Annotated in this window: 16 protein-coding genes, 3 tRNA genes, 1 pseudogene and 1 CRISPR repeat array; of the genes and pseudogenes, 5 read left to right on the top strand and 15 right to left on the bottom strand. The window is 64.2% G+C overall.

Features of this window, described 5'->3' with window-relative positions:
- Positions 1–26: 26 nt before the first annotated feature.
- On the top strand, positions 27–833 hold the full coding sequence (locus tag ACYQ7X_RS12380) for a TerB family tellurite resistance protein (protein ID WP_459697342.1): 807 nt from the start codon (positions 27–29) through the stop codon (positions 831–833).
- Positions 834–938: 105 nt separating this feature from the next.
- Here the strand turns inward: ACYQ7X_RS12380 and ACYQ7X_RS12375 are convergent, their stop codons facing one another.
- Positions 939–1,238 (bottom strand): YggT family protein, encoded by a 300-nt coding sequence (locus ACYQ7X_RS12375; RefSeq protein ID WP_459697341.1) that lies wholly within the window; start codon positions 1,236–1,238, stop codon positions 939–941.
- A gap of 124 nt (positions 1,239–1,362) precedes the next feature.
- On the opposite strand from ACYQ7X_RS12375, the gene ACYQ7X_RS12370 reads away from it, so the two are divergent.
- Positions 1,363–1,438 (top strand) — tRNA-Ala (locus ACYQ7X_RS12370).
- Between the two features lie 387 nt (positions 1,439–1,825).
- Here the strand turns inward: ACYQ7X_RS12370 and ACYQ7X_RS12365 are convergent.
- The 4 genes from ACYQ7X_RS12365 to ACYQ7X_RS12350 form a co-directional block, all read right to left on the bottom strand.
- Complete coding sequence (locus ACYQ7X_RS12365) at positions 1,826–2,188, bottom strand: MmcQ/YjbR family DNA-binding protein (RefSeq protein ID WP_459697340.1); 363 nt, start codon at positions 2,186–2,188, stop codon at positions 1,826–1,828.
- Between the two features lie 126 nt (positions 2,189–2,314).
- Positions 2,315–3,574 carry a UDP-N-acetylglucosamine 1-carboxyvinyltransferase gene (gene murA, locus ACYQ7X_RS12360; protein WP_459697339.1) on the bottom strand — a complete coding sequence of 420 codons (1,260 nt, stop codon included), beginning with the start codon at positions 3,572–3,574 and terminating at the stop codon, positions 2,315–2,317.
- A gap of 35 nt (positions 3,575–3,609) precedes the next feature.
- Complete coding sequence (gene dcd / locus ACYQ7X_RS12355; protein WP_459697338.1) at positions 3,610–4,164, bottom strand: dCTP deaminase; 555 nt, start codon at positions 4,162–4,164, stop codon at positions 3,610–3,612.
- A 127-nt stretch (positions 4,165–4,291) separates the two neighbouring features.
- Positions 4,292–4,525 (bottom strand): hypothetical protein, encoded by a 234-nt coding sequence (locus ACYQ7X_RS12350; protein WP_459697337.1) that lies wholly within the window; start codon positions 4,523–4,525, stop codon positions 4,292–4,294.
- Between the two features lie 159 nt (positions 4,526–4,684).
- Here ACYQ7X_RS12350 and ACYQ7X_RS12345 point away from each other — a divergent pair, with 159 nt between their 5' ends.
- On the top strand, positions 4,685–6,169 hold the full coding sequence (locus tag ACYQ7X_RS12345) for an amino acid permease (RefSeq protein ID WP_459697336.1): 1,485 nt from the start codon (positions 4,685–4,687) through the stop codon (positions 6,167–6,169).
- A 68-nt stretch (positions 6,170–6,237) separates the two neighbouring features.
- A tRNA-Thr gene (locus ACYQ7X_RS12340) sits at positions 6,238–6,312 on the top strand.
- Between the two features lie 384 nt (positions 6,313–6,696).
- Here the strand turns inward: ACYQ7X_RS12340 and ACYQ7X_RS12335 are convergent.
- A complete protein-coding gene (locus ACYQ7X_RS12335) occupies positions 6,697–7,650 on the bottom strand; it encodes a UDP-glucuronic acid decarboxylase family protein (protein ID WP_459697335.1) in 954 nt (317 codons plus the stop codon).
- Between the two features lie 193 nt (positions 7,651–7,843).
- Positions 7,844–8,833, bottom strand: coding sequence for a glutathione S-transferase family protein (locus ACYQ7X_RS12330; protein ID WP_459697334.1), 990 nt, complete (start codon positions 8,831–8,833; stop codon positions 7,844–7,846).
- A 104-nt stretch (positions 8,834–8,937) separates the two neighbouring features.
- Here ACYQ7X_RS12330 and ACYQ7X_RS12325 point away from each other — a divergent pair.
- Positions 8,938–9,012 (top strand) — tRNA-Thr (locus ACYQ7X_RS12325).
- A 205-nt stretch (positions 9,013–9,217) separates the two neighbouring features.
- A CRISPR array of direct repeats spans positions 9,218–10,242; the repeat unit is 36 nt; unit sequence GCTGCGGATTGCAGCCCTCTCTCGTTCTGCTAGAAC.
- Between the two features lie 49 nt (positions 10,243–10,291).
- Here ACYQ7X_RS12325 and cas2 read toward each other — a convergent pair.
- The 8 genes and pseudogenes from cas2 to ACYQ7X_RS12285 all read right to left on the bottom strand — a co-directional run bounded on the left by cas2 (position 10,292) and on the right by ACYQ7X_RS12285 (position 17,562).
- Positions 10,292–10,654, bottom strand: coding sequence for a CRISPR-associated endonuclease Cas2 (gene cas2, locus ACYQ7X_RS12320; protein WP_459697333.1), 363 nt, complete (start codon positions 10,652–10,654; stop codon positions 10,292–10,294).
- The gene (cas1, locus tag ACYQ7X_RS12315; RefSeq protein WP_459697332.1) at positions 10,641–11,573 is read right to left on the bottom strand and encodes a type II CRISPR-associated endonuclease Cas1; all 933 of its coding nucleotides are present in this window, start codon (positions 11,571–11,573) and stop codon (positions 10,641–10,643) included. The genes cas2 and cas1 overlap by 14 nt, the downstream gene beginning before the upstream one ends.
- On the bottom strand, positions 11,573–14,713 hold the full coding sequence (cas9, locus tag ACYQ7X_RS12310; RefSeq protein WP_459697331.1) for a type II CRISPR RNA-guided endonuclease Cas9: 3,141 nt from the start codon (positions 14,711–14,713) through the stop codon (positions 11,573–11,575). The genes cas1 and cas9 overlap by 1 nt, the downstream gene beginning before the upstream one ends.
- A gap of 221 nt (positions 14,714–14,934) precedes the next feature.
- Positions 14,935–15,930 (bottom strand): IS481 family transposase, encoded by a 996-nt coding sequence (locus ACYQ7X_RS12305; protein ID WP_459697330.1) that lies wholly within the window; start codon positions 15,928–15,930, stop codon positions 14,935–14,937.
- A gap of 56 nt (positions 15,931–15,986) precedes the next feature.
- Positions 15,987–16,325 (bottom strand): annotated as a pseudogene (locus tag ACYQ7X_RS12300) (transposase); the annotation flags it as partial.
- A gap of 223 nt (positions 16,326–16,548) precedes the next feature.
- Positions 16,549–16,866, bottom strand: a complete 318-nt coding sequence (locus ACYQ7X_RS12295) for a HigA family addiction module antitoxin (RefSeq protein ID WP_459697329.1) — start codon at positions 16,864–16,866, stop codon at positions 16,549–16,551.
- A 12-nt stretch (positions 16,867–16,878) separates the two neighbouring features.
- A complete protein-coding gene (locus tag ACYQ7X_RS12290; protein WP_459697328.1) occupies positions 16,879–17,157 on the bottom strand; it encodes a type II toxin-antitoxin system RelE/ParE family toxin in 279 nt (92 codons plus the stop codon).
- 60 nt (positions 17,158–17,217) lie between these two features.
- Positions 17,218–17,562 (bottom strand): hypothetical protein, encoded by a 345-nt coding sequence (locus ACYQ7X_RS12285; protein ID WP_459697327.1) that lies wholly within the window; start codon positions 17,560–17,562, stop codon positions 17,218–17,220.
- Between the last annotated feature and the right edge of the window lies 1 nt (position 17,563).

Here is a 17,563-nt window from a genome sequence, read left to right as displayed (position 1 = left end):
CCGGCGCATCGTGTTAGACCCTTGCCATGCTCTGGGGAAAGATCATCGGCGGCGTCGCGGGCTTTGCCGTCGGCGGTCCGGCAGGCGCGGTTATGGGCGCGGCCCTCGGCCATGCGGCCGATACTGGCGCCATTCCGCAGATTCGCAAAGGCTTGCGCGGCTTCGCCAGCAACGGGGCGAGCAGCGCCTCCGCCTCGCTCAACTCTGCCCGCCTTGCCGCCATGCTCGGCCAGCGCGAGCAGCTTTTCGCGATCGCCGCCGTCACCCTCTCGGCCAAGCTCGCCAAATGCGACGGGCCGGTGAACCGCACCGAGATCGATGCCTTCAAGCGCAGCTTCCATGTGCCGCCGCAGAACCTGCCGGTGGTCGGCCGGCTGTTCGACGAGGCGCGCAAGACGGCGGCGGGCTTCGAGCCTTTCGCCGAGGAACTCGCCGCCGCCTTCAGCGCCGATAACCGCGTGCTGCTGGAAGAGGTGCTGCGCTCGCTCTTCGCCATCGCTCGCGCCGATGGGCCGGTGAACGGCGCCGAGACGCTCTTCCTGCAGGAAGTGCATCGCCGCCTGCGGCTCGACCGGCTGGCCTGGGATCAGGCGATGAACAATTCCGCCCGCGCCGCCGCGAGCAGTGAGGGCGATCCGTACCAGGAACTCGGCCTCACCCGCGCCGCCAGCAATGACGAGCTGCGCGAGGCGCGGATGCGGCTGATGCGGGAGAACCATCCCGATAGCCTCGCCGCCCGCGGCGTGCCGCCGGAATTCATCGCCCGCGCGACGGAGCGGGCGGCGCGGGTCAATGCCGCGTGGGACCGTATCCGCCGCGAACGCGGGCTCTGACCGGGCTTCAGCCGGTCTCTCGCGCGGCTTGCCGGCGGCAGGGCATCGGGGAGAGCGCCCTCGTTCCGCCCCGACGCCGATTCGCCTTCCCTGTTCAGCCTGGCCTTAGAACCCGCCGACCATCGCCCGGATATAGAGCTCGGCGATGAGGCGTTGCAGCGCGCCGAGCAGCAGAATGGCGATGATCGGGCTGATGTCGATATTCCCGAGATAGGGAATGACGCGGCGGATCGGGTTGAGGATCGGCGCCGTCACCCGGTCAAGGAAGTCCATCACCGTCCACACAATCCGGTTGCGCGTGTCGATCACGCCGAAGGAGGCCAGCGTGCTGAGCACGGCGGCGATGATGATTGCCCAGATGTAGAGGCTGATCACCTTTTCGATCAGCCAGATCAGCGCGCCCATAAGATCCCTTTGCGATTGCGTGCGGGGCGGACCCTAACGGCGGCGGGAGAGCCATGCAACCAATGCTCGGGCGGGTGCGCTTGACATCGGGGGGCAACCCCCGCAAAAAGCCGCCCACGGGAACGGGGCTGTAGCTCAGCTGGGAGAGCGCGTCGTTCGCAATGACGAGGTCAGGGGTTCGATCCCCCTCAGCTCCACCATCCCGTTTTTCCCCTTTATCAATCTACATCCCGGCCAGCTTTGCCTGACGTTGCCGCAGCCGCACGCCCTCGTGCGCAAGCGGCAATCTTTCGACATACGGGCGCCACAGGATCGTCACCGTCGTCCGACGAAATCGCTGCCATGCAAGCGCGAGACGAGAGCGATGGGCCGCGCCGGGCGCGGAAGGAACTGAGGGCCAGGGAGCCGCGGCCTGAGGCGACGCCCGAGCGCGCCGCGATGAGCGAGCCGAGCCGGGCCGCCTTCGATTGGCGGGCGCTTCTGCTGCGCTACCTGCCTGAGCCGCATGGCGCGGCGCACTCCGCCAAGCGATTCGGCGCGCGGTAGCCAAAGGCTTCGCGCCCGGCCACGCGGTTCGGCGGCCGCCCTCAGAGCGACTCGAGCCCGAGTTCCCGCCGTCTCTTCTTGGAGAGGCCTTGCGCCACGATACGGTGCGAGTGGCGGATGTAGGCACGCAGGTCATCCTCGGCCAATCCGGGCCGCGCGAAATGCTGGATCCATTTCAGGCCGCGCGAGGCGAGATAGGGTGCCGGGCGCAAGCCTGGCTGCTCCTTCAGCATCTCGTAGGCGATCTCGCTGACCTTGAAGGTGAAGCTTGGCTCGTCCATCTGCCAGCCGCCGATGGCGAAGACCTTTCCGCCGACTTTCCAGACATGCGATCCGCCCCATTGCACGGAAAAGCGGCTGGCGGGAAGCGAGCGGCAGAACGCGTCGAACTCATCATAGGTCATAGCGCCGAGCACCGCCTTCCGGGCTGTCCGAAGCCACGCTCCGCCCCGAGGCGCCGATCGGCCTTCCCGCCGAACCCCAGGGGCGCCCCACCCTGGGCGCCCGCCGCGGCCAGACGCGTTGAGGGATCAGCCGCCGATCCGCTCGATCCGCGCGCCGACGCCGGAGAGCTTGCCTTCCACATCCTCATAGCCGCGGTCGAGGTGATAGACGCGGCTGACGATCGTTTCACCGCGCGCCGCGAGGCCGGCGAGGATGAGAGAGGAGGACGCCCGCAGATCAGTCGCCATCACCGGCGCGCCGGTGAGCTGCGGCACGCCGCGCACGATCGCCGAGGCGCCATGCACATTCACCCGCGCCCCCATGCGCACCAGTTCCGACACATGCATGAACCGATTCTCGAAGATCGACTCGGTGATCATCGAAGCGCCCTCGGCCACCGCCATCAGCGCCATGAATTGCGCCTGCATATCGGTCGGGAAGCCGGGATAGGGTTCGGTCATCACATCCGCCCCGTGCAGCCCGTTGCGGCGCTGGACGCGGATGCCCTCCGGCACCTCGGTGATGCGGATGCCGGCCTCCTCCATCACCCGCGCGACCGCGCCGAGGTGATCCATCCGCGCATGCCGCAGCACGATCTCTCCGCCGGCGATGGCGACGGCGCAGGCATAGGTGCCCGTTTCGATCCGGTCGGGGATGATGGCGTGGTGCGCGCCGTGCAGCCGCTCCACCCCTTCGATGACGAGTTCGCCGGTGCCGATCCCGCCGATGCGCGCCCCCATGGCGGTGAGGCAGTGGCAGAGATCGGTGATCTCCGGCTCGCGCGCCGCGTTGCGCAGAACCGTCTGCCCCTCGGCGAGGGCCGCCGCCATGAGCAGGTTCTCGGTCGCGCCGACCGAGATCATGGGGAAGATGATCGTCGCCCCCCGAAGCCGCCCGCGCACCCGCGCCGCGACATAGCCTTGATCGAGCGTGATCTCGGCCCCCATCTGCTCAAGACCCTTGAGATGGAGATCGACCGGGCGGGTGCCGATGGCGCAGCCGCCGGGAAGCGAAACCCGTGCCTCCCCGCAGCGCGCGAGGAGCGGCCCGAGCACGAGGATCGATGCCCGCATCTTGCGCACGATGTCGTACGGCGCCTCGGTATTGCTGATCCGCCCGCCGAGCGAGAGGCTGCGCCCGCCCTCTCCCGGCTCCACCGCGATGCCGTGCTGGGAGAGCAGGTCGGTCATCGTCACGATATCGGCGAGGCGCGGCACGCGGGAGAGCACCAGCCGCTCATCCGTGAGCAGCCCGGCGGCCATCAGCGGCAGGGCGGCGTTCTTCGCCCCGCCGATCACGATCTCCCCGGCAAGCGGCTGGCCGCCGATGATCCGAATACTGTCCATGCGCGCCTCGCTCTCTTCCGCCTCTGCCCAGCCGCTCACATCCGCGGCAGCGCGACGCCGCGCTGGCCCATATATTTCCCTGCCTTGTCGGCATAGCTCACCTCGGGCGCGCTCTCCCCGCGCAGGAAGAGGAACTGGCAGATCCCCTCCCCGGCATAGATCTTGGCGGGCAGCGGCGTGGTGTTGCTGATCTCGATCGTCACCTGGCCTTCCCATTCGGGCTCGAGCGGGGTCACGTTCACGATGATGCCGCAGCGGGCATAGGTCGATTTGCCGAGGCAGATGACGAGCACGTCGCGCGGGATGCGGAAATACTCGACCGTATGAGCGAGGGCGAAGCTGTTGGGCGGGATGATGCAGACCGGCACGCGGCGATCGACGAAGCTCGACGGGTTGAAGGCCTTCGGGTCCACCACCGCCGAATCGACATTGGTGAAGATCTTGAAGTCCTCCGCGACGCGCGCATCGTAGCCGTAGGAGGAAAGGCCGTAGCTCACCACGCCGTCCCGCTTCTGGGTCTCGACGAAGGGATCGATCATTCCCTGTTCATTGGCCAGGCGGCGGATCTCGTGATCGGGCAGGACAGGCATGAACAAGGGCTCCACGGCTCGGAACGGGGCGGATCGCACGCGGCGGGGGCCGCGCCTGGGTGAGGCGACTATCTTAGAGGCAGTTTGAAATATTTGGAAACAAGCTGTGTGCGGCGCGGCACGCGAGCTAAACCGGTGGCTCCGCCCCGCTATCCTCGCCCTTTGTGCTCTCCCCAGGCTCCTCTGGCGCGGCGCGCGGCGGGGAGGCTTCGCCATCCCCGCCCTGCCCGCGCCCACGCTCCTGCGCCTTGCGGCGGCGGAGGTTCTGGCGGAGTGCGGCGGCACGACGGCGCTCCCGCTCGGCCTCGGCAGCTTGGGCGGCGGGCGAAAGCCTCGGGCGCGGGGGTTCATCCTCTGTCACGCGCCGGGGCTTGGCAGAGGGCTGCCGCCCCTGTCAATTCACCTCCCGCGGCGATGCCGCCCCGGAGCGCGCCGGCCCGCGCGAGAGTTCTTCCCAACCGCTTCACCCCCGTGCCAGTCTCGCGCCGTAATGAACGCCAATCAGCCGATGGGGAGACGAATGACAGGCGCACCGCGTGACCATCAGGACCAGCTCGCCTGGCTCGACTCCCATGAGGGCGGCTACAAGCAAGGCTTGAGCAACCGCCAGATCCAGATGATCGCGATCGGCGGGGCCATCGGCACCGGCCTCTTCCTCGGCGCCGGCGCGCGGCTGCAGCTGGCGGGCCCTGCCCTCGCCCTCGTCTATCTCGTCTGCGGCATCCTCGCCTTCCTCATCCTGCGCGCCTTGGGCGAGCTTGTGATGCACCGGCCGACCTCGGGCAGCTTCGTCTCCTACGCCCGGGAATTCATGGGCGAGCGCGCCTCCTACGTCGCCGGCTGGCTCTATTTCCTCAACTGGGCGATGACCGGCATCGTCGATATCACCGCCGTCGCCCTCTACATGCATTACTGGCCCGCCTTCGGCCCGGTGCCGCAATGGGTTTTCGCGCTCATCGCGCTCGTCATCGTCACCGCCACCAACCTCGTCGGCGTGCGCTGGTTCGGGGAACTCGAATTCTGGTTTGCCCTCCTCAAGGTGGCGGCGCTGGCGCTCTTCCTGCTCTTCGGCGTGGTCGTGCTGGGCGCCGGGCTCAAGGTCGGCGGCCATCACCCGGGGCTCGCCATGATCTCGCACCAGGGCGGCATCTTCCCGCACGGGCTGCTCGCCGCCGTGGTGCTGACGCAGGGGGTGATCTTCGCCTATGCCGGGGTCGAGATCCTCGGCGTCGCCGCCGGCGAGGCGCAGAACGCGCGGGAGATTCTGCCGCGCGCCATCAACAGCGTGATCTGGCGGATCGCCATCTTCTATGTCGGCTCCGTCGTGCTCCTGGTGCTGCTGCTGCCCTGGACCGCCTATAAGGCGGGGCAGAGCCCCTTCGTGACCTTCTTCCACGCCTTCGGCATCGAAGGCACGGGCAGCGTGATGAACGTCATCGTCATCACCGCCGCGCTTTCGAGCCTCAATTCCGGCCTCTATTCCACCGGCCGGGTGCTGCGCTCGCTCGCCATTGGCGGCTCCGCCCCGCCGTTGCTCGCCCGCCTCAACGGCCAGGCGGTGCCCTATTGCGGCATCCTGGTGACGGTCGTGGTCTATGCCATCGGCGTGCTGCTGAACTACCTCGTGCCGAGCCAGGTCTTCGAACTGGTGCTGAACGTCGCCTCCGTCGGCGTGCTCAGCACCTGGGCCTTCATCCTGCTCTGCCAACTGCGGCTGCGCGCCTCGATCGAGCGGGGGGAGAACAAGCCGGTCGCCTTCCGCATGCCGCTTTCGCCCTATTCCTCCTGGGTGGCGCTCGCCTGCCTCGCGGCGGTCGTGGTGCTCATGGCCTTCGACTGGCCGAACGGCACGGTGACGATCGCGAGCCTGCCGGTGATCGCGCTCATCCTGTGGGGCGGCTGGGTCGCGCTCAAGCGGGATGGGACGATCATGAGCTCGACCCTGCCCTCGGCGACGCTGACCCACCGGGTTTTCGACCGCGACCCGCCGCCCCCGCCCGGATGAGCGCCCCGCGGCGGGAGGGGCTTGCAAGCCGCGCGCGGGCGGCCTATGAAGCCGCCCACCGCACCGGCGCTGCTGTAGCTCAGTGGTAGAGCACTCCCTTGGTAAGGGAGAGGTCGAGAGTTCAATCCCCTCCAGCAGCACCATTCCTGATCGCGTTTCTGATCTGCGGCATCTCCCCTCTCTCCTGCTCCCATAGCAGCCTTGGCGGATCGCCAAAGGCTCTCGGAGTGTGTCAGACGCCGCTTCAATCGCCGCAACCTCGTCATGCCTGGCTTCTGTCCGTCCGGGCGCCGTAACGGGCGGATGCCCCGCGACCGTAACCGGCCGCGGCAGGCGCCTGGCGCATCCCTCTTCAGACACTGCGCTGCCGAGCGGAGGGCGGCCGATCCGCGCGATCGGCGCATGCTTGCTCGCCGGGCGTTGACGTGGCAAATCCCTTGCCGCGTCTTCTCCGAGCGATGGCTTGCTGTCCTAGCGGCGGCTTATTTCGCGCCGGATTGCGAAAGCTTCGACCCGGCGCAGAATGGCTAGTTGCGCGCCAGCAGGCTGGAGAAATACGCGATCGTCCGCGTGAGCCCTTCCTCCAGCGGCACGCGCGGTTCCCAGTCGAGCAGCGCGCGGGCGCGGGTGATGTCCGGGCAGCGCTGGGTCGGGTCATCTTGCGGCAGCGGGCGGTATTCGATCTTGGACTTCGAGCCCGTCAGCCGCACCACATGTTCGGCCAGTTCCTTGACCGTGATCTCGTGCGGATTGCCGATGTTGACAGGCCCCGTCACCTCGTCTCCGGTCGCCATCAGGCGGAGGAAGCCTTCGACCAGGTCGTCCACGAAGCAGAAGGCGCGCGTCTGGCTGCCATCGCCGTACAGCGTGATCGGCTCTCCCTGCAAAGCCTGCATGATGAAGTTGGAGACAACGCGCCCATCATTCGGATGCATGCGCGGGCCGTAGGTGTTGAAGATGCGCACCACCTTGATGCGTACCTTGTGCTGGCGCCAGTAATCGAAAAACAGCGTCTCCGCCGCGCGCTTGCCTTCATCGTAGCAGGCGCGCGGCCCGAGCGTGTTGACATTGCCACGATAGTCCTCCGTCTGCGGATGCACCTCGGGATCGCCATAGATCTCGCTGGTGCTCGCCTGGAACACCTTCGCCTTCACCCGCTTGGCGAGGCCGAGCATGTTGATCGCACCCATGACGCTGGTCTTCGTCGTCTGCACCGGATCGAACTGGTAATGAACGGGCGATGCCGGGCAGGCGAGGTTGTAGATCTCGTCCACCTCCGTATAGAGCGGGAAGCAGACATCGTGGCGCATGGCCTCGAAGCGGGGATGGGCGAGAAGATGCGCGATATTATCCTTGCGGCCGGTGAAGTAGTTATCGACGCAGAGCACGTCATCCCCCTGGTCGAGCAGCCGTTCGCAGAGATGCGAGCCGAGGAAGCCGGCCCCCCCGGTCACCAGCACGCGTTTCCGAACCAGACCCATCGGCAATCTCCTCTGCAAGACAGCATCGGCCCGGTCCGCCAGTGCTGATCCTTCATACCCGGCCCCACCCGTAGCATAGCGGCTTTCGGCCAGGCGAGAGCCGATGGCCGGTCGAGCGCGAAGGGCCTCGCGGGCCGGGGAAGCGCGCCGCAAGCGAGGCCGGCGGAGACGATCGGCGGCGCCAGGCCCCTGGTCAGAACCCCGCCGGACGGGGTTGTGGGCGGCGGGCCGGAAGGTCGAAATCGAGCAGCGGACCCGCGGGGACGATGCCGGTCGGGTTGATCATCTCGTGGCTCTGATAGTAATGGCCCTTGATATGGGCGAAATCGACCGTCTGCGCGATGCCCGGAGACTGGTAGAGCCCGCGCGTATAGTCCCAAAGATTGGGATAGTCGCTGATACGCCGCAGGTTGCACTTGAAATGGCCGACATAGACGGCATCGAAGCGGATAAGGGTGGTGAAAAGCCGCCAATCCGCCTCCGTCACCGCTGCGCCGCAGAGATAGGCCCGGTCCGCCAGCCGCGCCTCGAGCCAATCGAGCGTCTCGAAAAGGGGCGCGAGCGCCTCCTCGTACGCCTCCTGGGTGGTCGCGAAGCCCGCGCGATAGACGCCGTTATTGACCGTGCGGTAGATCCGCTCGTTGAGCCCGTCGATCTCCGCCCGCAACGGCGGCGGATAATAGTCCCCCGGCGCGGCACCGATGCCATCGAAGGCGCTGCCCAGCATGCGGATGATCTCGGCGCTCTCGTTGTTGACGATGGTGCGACGGCTGGAATCCCACAGCACCGGCACCGTCACGCGGCCGGAAAAGCGCGGATCGGCACGCCGGTAAACCTCGAAGAGAGTAGCCGCGCCCTCCGGATCGGGCACCACGCCCGGCGCGGGATCGAAGGTCCAGCCGCGTTCGCGCATCACCCAGTTGACGACGGAGAGGGGGATCATCGCCTCCAGCCCCTTGAGCGCGCGGAAGATGAGGGTGCGGTGGGCCCAGGGGCAGGCGAGCGAGACATAGAGGCGGTAGCGCCCGGGCTCGGCCGCAAAGCCGCCTTCGCCACTCGGCCCCGCCGCGCCATCCGGGGTGATCCAGTTGCGATAGCGGGTCACCGTCCGCTCGAACCGGCCGCCATGGGCCTTCGTATCATACCAACCGGTATGCCAGATCCCGTCTTCGGCATAGCCCATGAACTGGCCTCCTTCGCCCCCGCCGGCACGCTGCGCTGCTTGAACAGGGTGGGGCCAAAGGGGTGTTGCACTCTGCTGCCGATCACGATACATGACCGCGCGTGGCCGACATAGCTCAGGGGTAGAGCAACTGATTCGTAATCAGTAGGTCCTCGGTTCAATTCCGAGTGTCGGCACCATTCTTTTCAATGGGTTAGAGGCGCTTTTCGCCTCATCCGCCCTGCTTCCATAAAAACTGTGCCTCGCCGGTGCTTCACGGAAGGGCGGATAGGGTGACGCAGAGTGAGCCACCCTGCCCCTCGGCCAACATGATATTGTTGACGCTCTGGCGGGTTGCCTTCGGGTAGCCGGCGCTTTGATAGGGAGGAGCATGGCGACGATCCAGCTGCGGATTGCAGCCCTCTCTCGTTCTGCTAGAACCCATCCCGCCAGTCACCTGACGGCACTCCTGCTGCGGATTGCAGCCCTCTCTCGTTCTGCTAGAACCCCCGGCGGCGATGCCACCGACGCCACCCGGCTGCGGATTGCAGCCCTCTCTCGTTCTGCTAGAACCGCTCGGGCCGGCTAGGTGGTGGTCGATCTGCTGCGGATTGCAGCCCTCTCTCGTTCTGCTAGAACGCAGCGTGAAGGAGCGCGGCGCAACGATCTGCTGCGGATTGCAGCCCTCTCTCGTTCTGCTAGAACCGATCGGCGCATCGTAGGTGCTGATAATCAGCTGCGGATTGCAGCCCTCTCTCGTTCTGCTAGAACCGGAGGTGGTGGTATGAGCCGACGCTACGGGCTGCGGATTGCAGCCCTCTCTCGTTCTGCTAGAACGGATCAACAATCGGATTGACGATATAGTTAGCTGCGGATTGCAGCCCTCTCTCGTTCTGCTAGAACATGCGGATTGCGCACGCGCCGCAGCCGGGAGCTGCGGATTGCAGCCCTCTCTCGTTCTGCTAGAACTCAGCCGCACGACACTCGCGTGCTCAAGGGCTGCGGATTGCAGCCCTCTCTCGTTCTGCTAGAACCTGGCGCCATGTAAGGAAATGCTCGACATAGCTGCGGATTGCAGCCCTCTCTCGTTCTGCTAGAACGCATGTGGCAGTCCGGGTCTGTCAAGAACGGCTGCGGATTGCAGCCCTCTCTCGTTCTGCTAGAACGTTTACGAGTAATGGTTTCATGGCATTCATGCTGCGGATTGCAGCCCTCTCTCGTTCTGCTAGAACTTTTGGTTGCGGTGGGAGCATCTAAGGCTGGCTGCGGATTGCAGCCCTCTCTCGTTCTGCTAGAACCTGCGCCAGCAAGTATCTCCTGCGCTGGCGGCTGCGGATTGCAGCCCTCTCTCGTTCTGCTAGAACGGGCCTGCACGCGGGGGATACTGTATTCACGCTGCGGATTGCAGCCCTCTCTCGTTCTGCTAGAACTACTCTCGCGTAACCAATTGGAAGCGCGAGAGTTTTTTCATTTCCGCTGTCAAAAAAGCTGAAGCTGAGCTGGGGCCACCACCGGGCTTTCGCGCTTTTTACCGAAAAAAACTTTTATGCGCCCAAACTGGTTGTCGGTGATCGTGAGTAAGCGCACCTCCCCCTTCTGTGGCACTCGCGCACCCATACGTGCGGCGTGCAGCTCGGCATTGTCGATCGAAGCGCAGTGTCGAATGTAGATAGAAAACTGCATCATGGTGAAGCCATCATCGAGCAGCTCTTTCCGAAACCGGGCATAGGCGCGCCGCGCGGCTTTCGTATCCACCGGCAAGTCAAACATCGCGATTATCCACACGCTCCGCCATCCCCAGGGTTGGATCGGATAGCGCGGCGACGGTTCAGGCCGCGCCATCTTCGACCAGAAGCGGTTGCAGCGCCAGGCTTTCTGGCAGGATGAGCGCCGTGCGGTCATTCATCGTGAGCGCCTTAGCCAGACTTGCGGCGGATTGCTCGATACCAAGCAGAAGCGGCCAGCGCTTGCCGCCTACCATCACCGTTTCGTTGAAAATGGCGAGCAAGGCCGCGCGCGTCGGCCGCTCGTCTAGACTTGGTGCGTATTCGCCACGGCGGTGCAGGCCGCGCACTGTCCAATCCACGATGGGGCGCCATGGCTCCATCAGGTCATCGGCGAGACAAAAGGGATTTGAGCGATTGCGATGCCAAATCCCGAGCGAAGGGATCAAGCCCGAGGCAACGAGCGAGCGGGCGCAGGCCGCGCGGATAATGGCATAGCCGTAATTAAGAAGCGCATTGGTGCCGCTGCTATCACGATCACGCCTGAAGTCCCGGCCGAATAGCCTCGGCCAGTAGCGTTGCGCGCCCTGAGCCTCGAAATTATCCGGGTCGCCCGAGCGCACACGGGCGGCGAGCGCCGACAAGCCGATATCCTGCCCCGAGGCCTCTTTCATCACCCGTCCCTGCTGGCGCAGCTTGGCAGCCACCACTGACTGCCATAGTCGCTTCCGCAATGGTTCTTTCGCTTCCACCTGTGCCCAGTGCCGTTCAGTCAGCGCATGATGCCCGTCCATCGGCAACATCATGCCGGTGGGTAGATGATCCCTGCCGGCGACGATGACCGTGGCGCCCGCAGCCAAGCAGTCAATAAAGACCGCCTGCGTGTAGATTGCCCGGGGATCATCGACGAGGAGAACCCCAATGTCCTCGATCGGGACTGTCGCCTTCGGCACTTCAGGTCGTTCGATAACAAGCTGCCGATGGCTCACCGAAAGTCTAGTTCCAGGAGTCGCTACCTCAATCGTTTTGCGCAACATCAGTCCCCCGCAGGCCGGATACGGCCGATAGGATCGACCGACACTTTGCGGCCGCCGGATTTTAGAATTGCTGCGGGCGTGGGGCGAAAGACCGAACCGCCGTTTGCATCCTCAGCGCGCCAAAGAACGATCGGGCCTGCGGACCACACGCTCTGAACTATCCATAAGCCCTTAAACTTTCCTTCAGGAAAGAAAACGCTGTCCCCTTGGGCCAGGGACATCAGCAACCGCGCTCCCTTCAAAGACTTCGTGATGACCGGCTCGCGACGACGCAGGCGGCTTGCCGCCTCGAACAGACTGACAACTTCGGTATCGATTTCACCAACTGGGCCCCGGAATACAGCGGCGTGATGATTGTTGCCCAGATCGGCGTAGCCGTTCTTCAGGTTGGCCATCAGCTTTTCCTGCTGTTTCACCCGGATCCGGACCTTGCGGATCGGCGGGCCACCTTCCGACACAGTAGGGTAGGCTTGGGCAAAGGCCTTCTTCGGATCACCTCCATGGGCCGCAACCCATGAGCGCACTACCTCGCGAATATGCTCATCAGGCCAGGCATCACCCTTTGCGAGGAGCGCCTGCGTCAGCGCTTCAACAGGCTTACGCGTGACGAACCAACGATAGAAAGCGTGACCCGTTCCTTCCGCCGGGCCGGCATCGCCATAGGTCGTATCTTTGTGCAGCGGCCCCGAGACCTTGCGCCTTACCCGGTGGGAGACCGTGATGGATGGAACCTTCGCCTCGGCAAGCGCCCTAACATTAGGGAAGGGCGGATCGAGCGCCGGTTCAGGCTCCGGGGTCGCCGCATCCCTCGCCTGGAACCAGCGGGATAGACGTTGTGTGTAGCCAGGGTGCGCGAGCGCCACAACCAGTGCATCGATCGCATGATGGCGGTGGTCGGCACGGGTTTTATCGCCGCTATCCGACAGGATGCCATTCAAGCCCCAATTGTGGCGCAGGCGCGACGTAACCCGGCCGGACAGGGTGGCCACGCGCACTTCACCCGCCTGCCCGAGATCAGGAAACAGCATTTTGAGAAAGCCGACGGCTTGGCGCGCGGCATAACCGGTATCAGTGAGCTGGCGGGCGGCAAAATCGGCGGGGATTTCAGTGGCGGCGAAGCGACGCGCCTTGGCCGCCATCAAACCCGGCTGACCCGCGAAGGCACGAACACGCGCAAGCGCCGCCTCCCAACCTGCCTGATCATGCTGGAAAGCTTCGAACGGCGTGCGATTGGACTTCCGCAGATTGAAATCACGATGACAGAGGGTCTTATTGCCGAAGCTGTCATCAAGTGAGCGCCAGCGCGGCCAGATATGCTCGACCTGGAACTCTCCAGTATGGAAGAGGGAAGCGAAATCGATCATTCGCCCGGTATAGGGGCATTGGTGGTTACATTCCCGCCAGAGTAGCCACTTCTCGACATCGTCGCGTGTGGGCTCCGCGATGCCGCCCTTGCGCAATTCCTCTGCCGCCTTCTTGCGTTGCGTCTCCCGGTCACCATTGCGCTTAAGATCCTCGGCACGTTCGCGGGCGGACTTGCCGACCTCGCGCGCGACTTCCACGCGGATGCGATGGGGGCGCCCGTATACCGTGATCAGGTTGTTCACGACCTTGCGCAATTCGTTTTGCACGCGCAGCACGGTGGGGTTACGAACAGATTTCTGCCGGCTGCTCTCCTCCAGGCTGTTGCCCGGCGTCGGCAACCGGTCGACCCAGGCGCCAGTCGGTTGATCACGCTTGGGGAAGGTTTTAACGCGCCAAGCCTCCTCTTCCGGCCCGCTGAGCAGCGTGCCAAACGGGGTGCCCGCCTGCAGGCGCGGCAGGAAGGCCCAAAGCGCTTCGACGGAAAACGGCTCCCAGCCAGGGGCGAAGCTCAAGGCCTTTAACTGGTCAGCCTGTTCCACCGTCAAATCGAAATCACGCCGCAACGTGTCGCGCGCCTCGGCGCGATGCCGCTCGCTCTCTTCCTTTCGAAGAATGACGATGCGCCCGCCGATCTGTCCATAATCAGCCTTATACAGTCGGTCATGGATCTCCCGCCGCATCCTATCCCGCATCTCCGGATCGCTCTGCCAGCGTCCGCCCATGATGGTAGCGAGACGATTTTCGAGGCGATTTCCGACCAGACCCTTTTCACCCCCGCGCTGGAGATTGAACGTCGGCTTTTCGGGCAAGTCATGCTTGCGCCAGTAAAGCTTGAGGTGGCGGTGAATGCCCGCCCAGCTGACGCTATCCTGCTTACGCAGCAGGGCGAGGATAGCCGCACGCTCCTGATCGTCGAGCGGCCGCCCGTTGCCTTCCTCGATGCGGAGGTTGTTGAGCTTTTCCAGCATGCGCTTTTCCTGCGCGACCCAGGAGGCCGAGGCCGCAAGCTCAGCACTGGGAACGAAGCGGCATGTCCCGAGTGTCGCACGCCTCCAGAAGACCGGCTTTTGATCGAAAATCACCTGTTCAAGATTTGCCAGAAAATCGGGGTCCCGCAGCGGAGTGTGATAGGGTTCCTGCACCTGCAGAATGTTGCGAAACTCGACTGCCACATCCTCTCGGGCAAAGTGGTGGCCGCGGCGCCGCTGTTCACGCTCGGGGATCGCCGCCAAATATGCGCCGAGGGACTTGCCTGACGCTTTGAGACCTTTCCGGTCGAGCTCCCGCTGATTAGCCGCGGCCTTCTCATCTGCGGTGACTTCAATCCGGCCGCCTTCCTCGATGATTTGGGTACTTTCCAGATCCCTTCCCCTGAAGTGCCGCCGTTGAGCGAGGTGATATAGGGCCCGGCCGAGTTCATGCGGCGCAAGTGTATCGGCCACCGCCCGGGTGCGGAGCGCCCAAGGATCCATCGCCATAACCCTGACCCAAAGTGCGGTGGACGCCTTGCTGAAGGGCGGCAGCAGGCCAGCTTCGTTGAGCAGCGTGTTTAGATCCTGGCGGCGGTTGCGCCTACGGCGCAATTGGCGGCGCATCATCCGCCGCTGCCGGCGCTGCTGATTGAGCGGTATGCCGCCGGGATCGCGCGCTTCCGGAAAAATGCGCACCCCGAGATGAGCAATGTCGCCGGTGCCGGCGCTGCTGTCCATTCTGACCACGGCGGAGCCGATGGAGGTGGTGCCAATATCGAAGCCGAAGACGAGTTCAGTAGGCATGCTTGTTTTCTTTTCCCGTTATGCTACCCAGGTGCTCTAGCAGAACGAGAAGGGCTGCTTTTCGCAAGCAAAAGTCTCTTCGTGTGGGCTCGGCAACCCAAAGACAGTGCCGGTTTGGCGACGTTCTCGAAAAGTGAGGACGTCGCCAGTTTACTCGCTCGGCGCTTGCCTTTCGTAATCTCGCGAACGCCAATGAGATAGGAACGTTAGCAGCAGGAGTATCACCCGCGGGCATTGCCTAGCAATCTGTGCCAGGTGTATGGTCCCGGGATGTGGTGTGACGGATTGATCCTAAATCGATCTGGCTCTGTGATCCAGGTCGAGCAAACATATTCGTAGGGAGTGAGGCCGCGCAGGGTCTTCAGACGGCGCGCGTAGTTGTAGGCGTCAACGAAGAGCTGCAGATGCGATTTCAGCTGGTCGTGAGTCGCATAATGGTAGCGCTTGACGGTCGCCTCTTTAATCGTGCGGTTCATCCGCTCGACCTGCCCATTCGTCCAAGGATGGTTAGGCTTGGTTAGGCGATGCTCGATGTTGTACTCGCGGCAGACGCGATCGAACATGTGCACGCTGTATTGGGCAGTCGGGCCTGACCTGTTACGAGGCGCGTGACAGAACTGCATGCCGTTGTCGGTGAGGACAGTGTGGATGTGATACGGCACCGCCTCGACGAGGGCACGGAGGAAATCGGACGCGGTGTATCGGGTCGCCTCATGCTCGAGCTTTGCAAAAGCCAGCTTTGAGGTGCGGTCGATGGCGACGAACAGGTAGAGCTTGCCTTGCTCCGTTCGAACCTCGGCGATGTCGATGTGGAAGTAGCCGATTGCGTAGGCGGCGAACTTGCTCCGTTTAGGTTTGTCACCAAGCAGCTCGGGCAAGCGGCTGATGCCATGCCGCGCGAGGCAGCGATGCAACGACGATCGCGTGAGATGTGGGATGCTTGGTTGAAGGCCATAGAGGCAGTCATCAAGTGGCAGCAGCGTATGTCGTCGGAAGGCGACGATAACCGCCTCCTCCGCAACCGTCAGCACGGTGGACCGGGGTACTTTCGGTCCCATCGGGGCATCGGTGGTGGTCTCTCGTTTTCGCCATTTCTGGATGGTCGTAGGGCTGACGCCGAAGCGTTTCGCGAGGACCCTTACGCTCTCTTGACGTAGTTGAATTGCGCGACGGACCGCCTCTGTCGTGCGGGCGCTTCCGTGAAGAATCTGGCCCATAGATCGTCCCTCAAGGCATGATGGAAATGTGTACCACCACATCCCGGGACCATACAGCTAGCTTCACGCTCGGCACGCTCACGGTCGAGCATCAACGACACGTCGTGAATGGTCTGGAACAGCATGCGGCGCACGAACCGCCGGAACCACCAATAGACAGTTTGCCACGGGCCGAAATCGGTAGGCAGCATGCGCCAGCCACCGCCGCTGCGCGCCATGTAGCGGATCGCGTTCAGCATCTCGCGCAAGTCGACGCTGACTTTGCGCCCACGCTTCGGCGGTTCGGGCAGTAGCGGTTTAATGCGCGCCCATTCCTCGTCGGTCAGGTCAGTCGGATACCGCTTGGTCTTGCGGGCGATGTCGGCCATCCGGCCTCGGCTCTCTTGGGTCCACATCCTAAGCTTGAATCAGACCGCACCGAGCCGCCACAACCATTTTCAAACAGCCTCTAAAAGAATCAAGCAGTTGGGCGAGAGCAGACATGGGCACACTTAGCTGTTTGTTGGCGGCTGCCATCCTTGCCCGCCGTGCTGAGCATGGGCAAGGGCGCGCGGACCAAAAAGGAACAGCGCCCGGGTTTCAGAACTCCTCCATCCGCTGGCTGGCTTGGGTGCAGCGTCAGGCCGCCCGCGTCGGGATGGTTTCGATCTCCTCGGCCAGGTCACGCTCGGCCTGCCACAGATCATGCTCCTGCTGCATCGCTAGCCAGATGCGCGGGCCATCGCCGCACAGCTTGCCCAGCCGGACGGCCATTTCAGGCGAGACGGCGGATTCCTCGGCCAGGATACGGTGCAGCATCTGGCGGGAGACATGCAGCATCTCAGCGGCGGCGGACACGCTCAGATCAAGCGCGGGCAGCACCTCCTCCCGCAGCAGCGCGCCCGGATGCGTGGGGCGCCAGGCGGGAGAAGCGGCGGCGCGGTAGGTGTCACTCATGATCGGCCCCCATCAATGGTATTGCTCAAGATCCACCTCCACAGCGTCTTCATTGTCCCAGCGGAAGGTGATGCGCCACGGGCCATTGACCGAGACGGCATAGGTTCCCGCTCGCGTGCCAGTGAGCAAATGGAACCTGAACCCCGGCACATTCATCTCTTCCGGACGCTTGCTGACATGCAGACGTGAAAGCCTCGCCTGAATACGGCTGACCATGCGCGCGTCAAGCTTTGCCGTGCTCCCGGTGTTCCAGAAGTCGGCAAGCGGCTTGCTGCGGAATGATCTGATCATCGGAGCAATCTGTAAACTTATGGTTGTCACATGTCAATGGCAAACGGCGCGGAAACCCTTTCAGGTCTGCACCTCCCGCACCGCATCGCCCGGCAGGTGCAAAGGCGGATGGCAGGCCCAGCAGCGCCAGCCCTTCGGCGCGATGCGCTCCTTCCACCAGCGGCGATGATCTCCGCTCATGACGCAGCGCGCGCCGGGTGTCGGCTCTATCGCAGGCTCCGCCCATGACGGCGGCAGGCGGTGCGGTATCGCCGCGCGCGCGTCTGATCGCTCGCCCTCCGCCACCAGTGCCGCGCGTTCCGTGGCGAGGAAGGCGGCCTCCGATGCCGTTTCTCCCTCGTCCCCGTGCGTGACACTGTTGACACTGTTGACAGTATGGGGCGGCGGGATGGGCAGTCCGGCCATT

It is taken from the genome of Acidisoma sp. C75 (genome assembly GCF_054665095.1).
The sequence above is the reverse complement of the archived record's forward strand: the minus strand, read 5'-3'. Positions and strand labels throughout refer to the sequence as shown.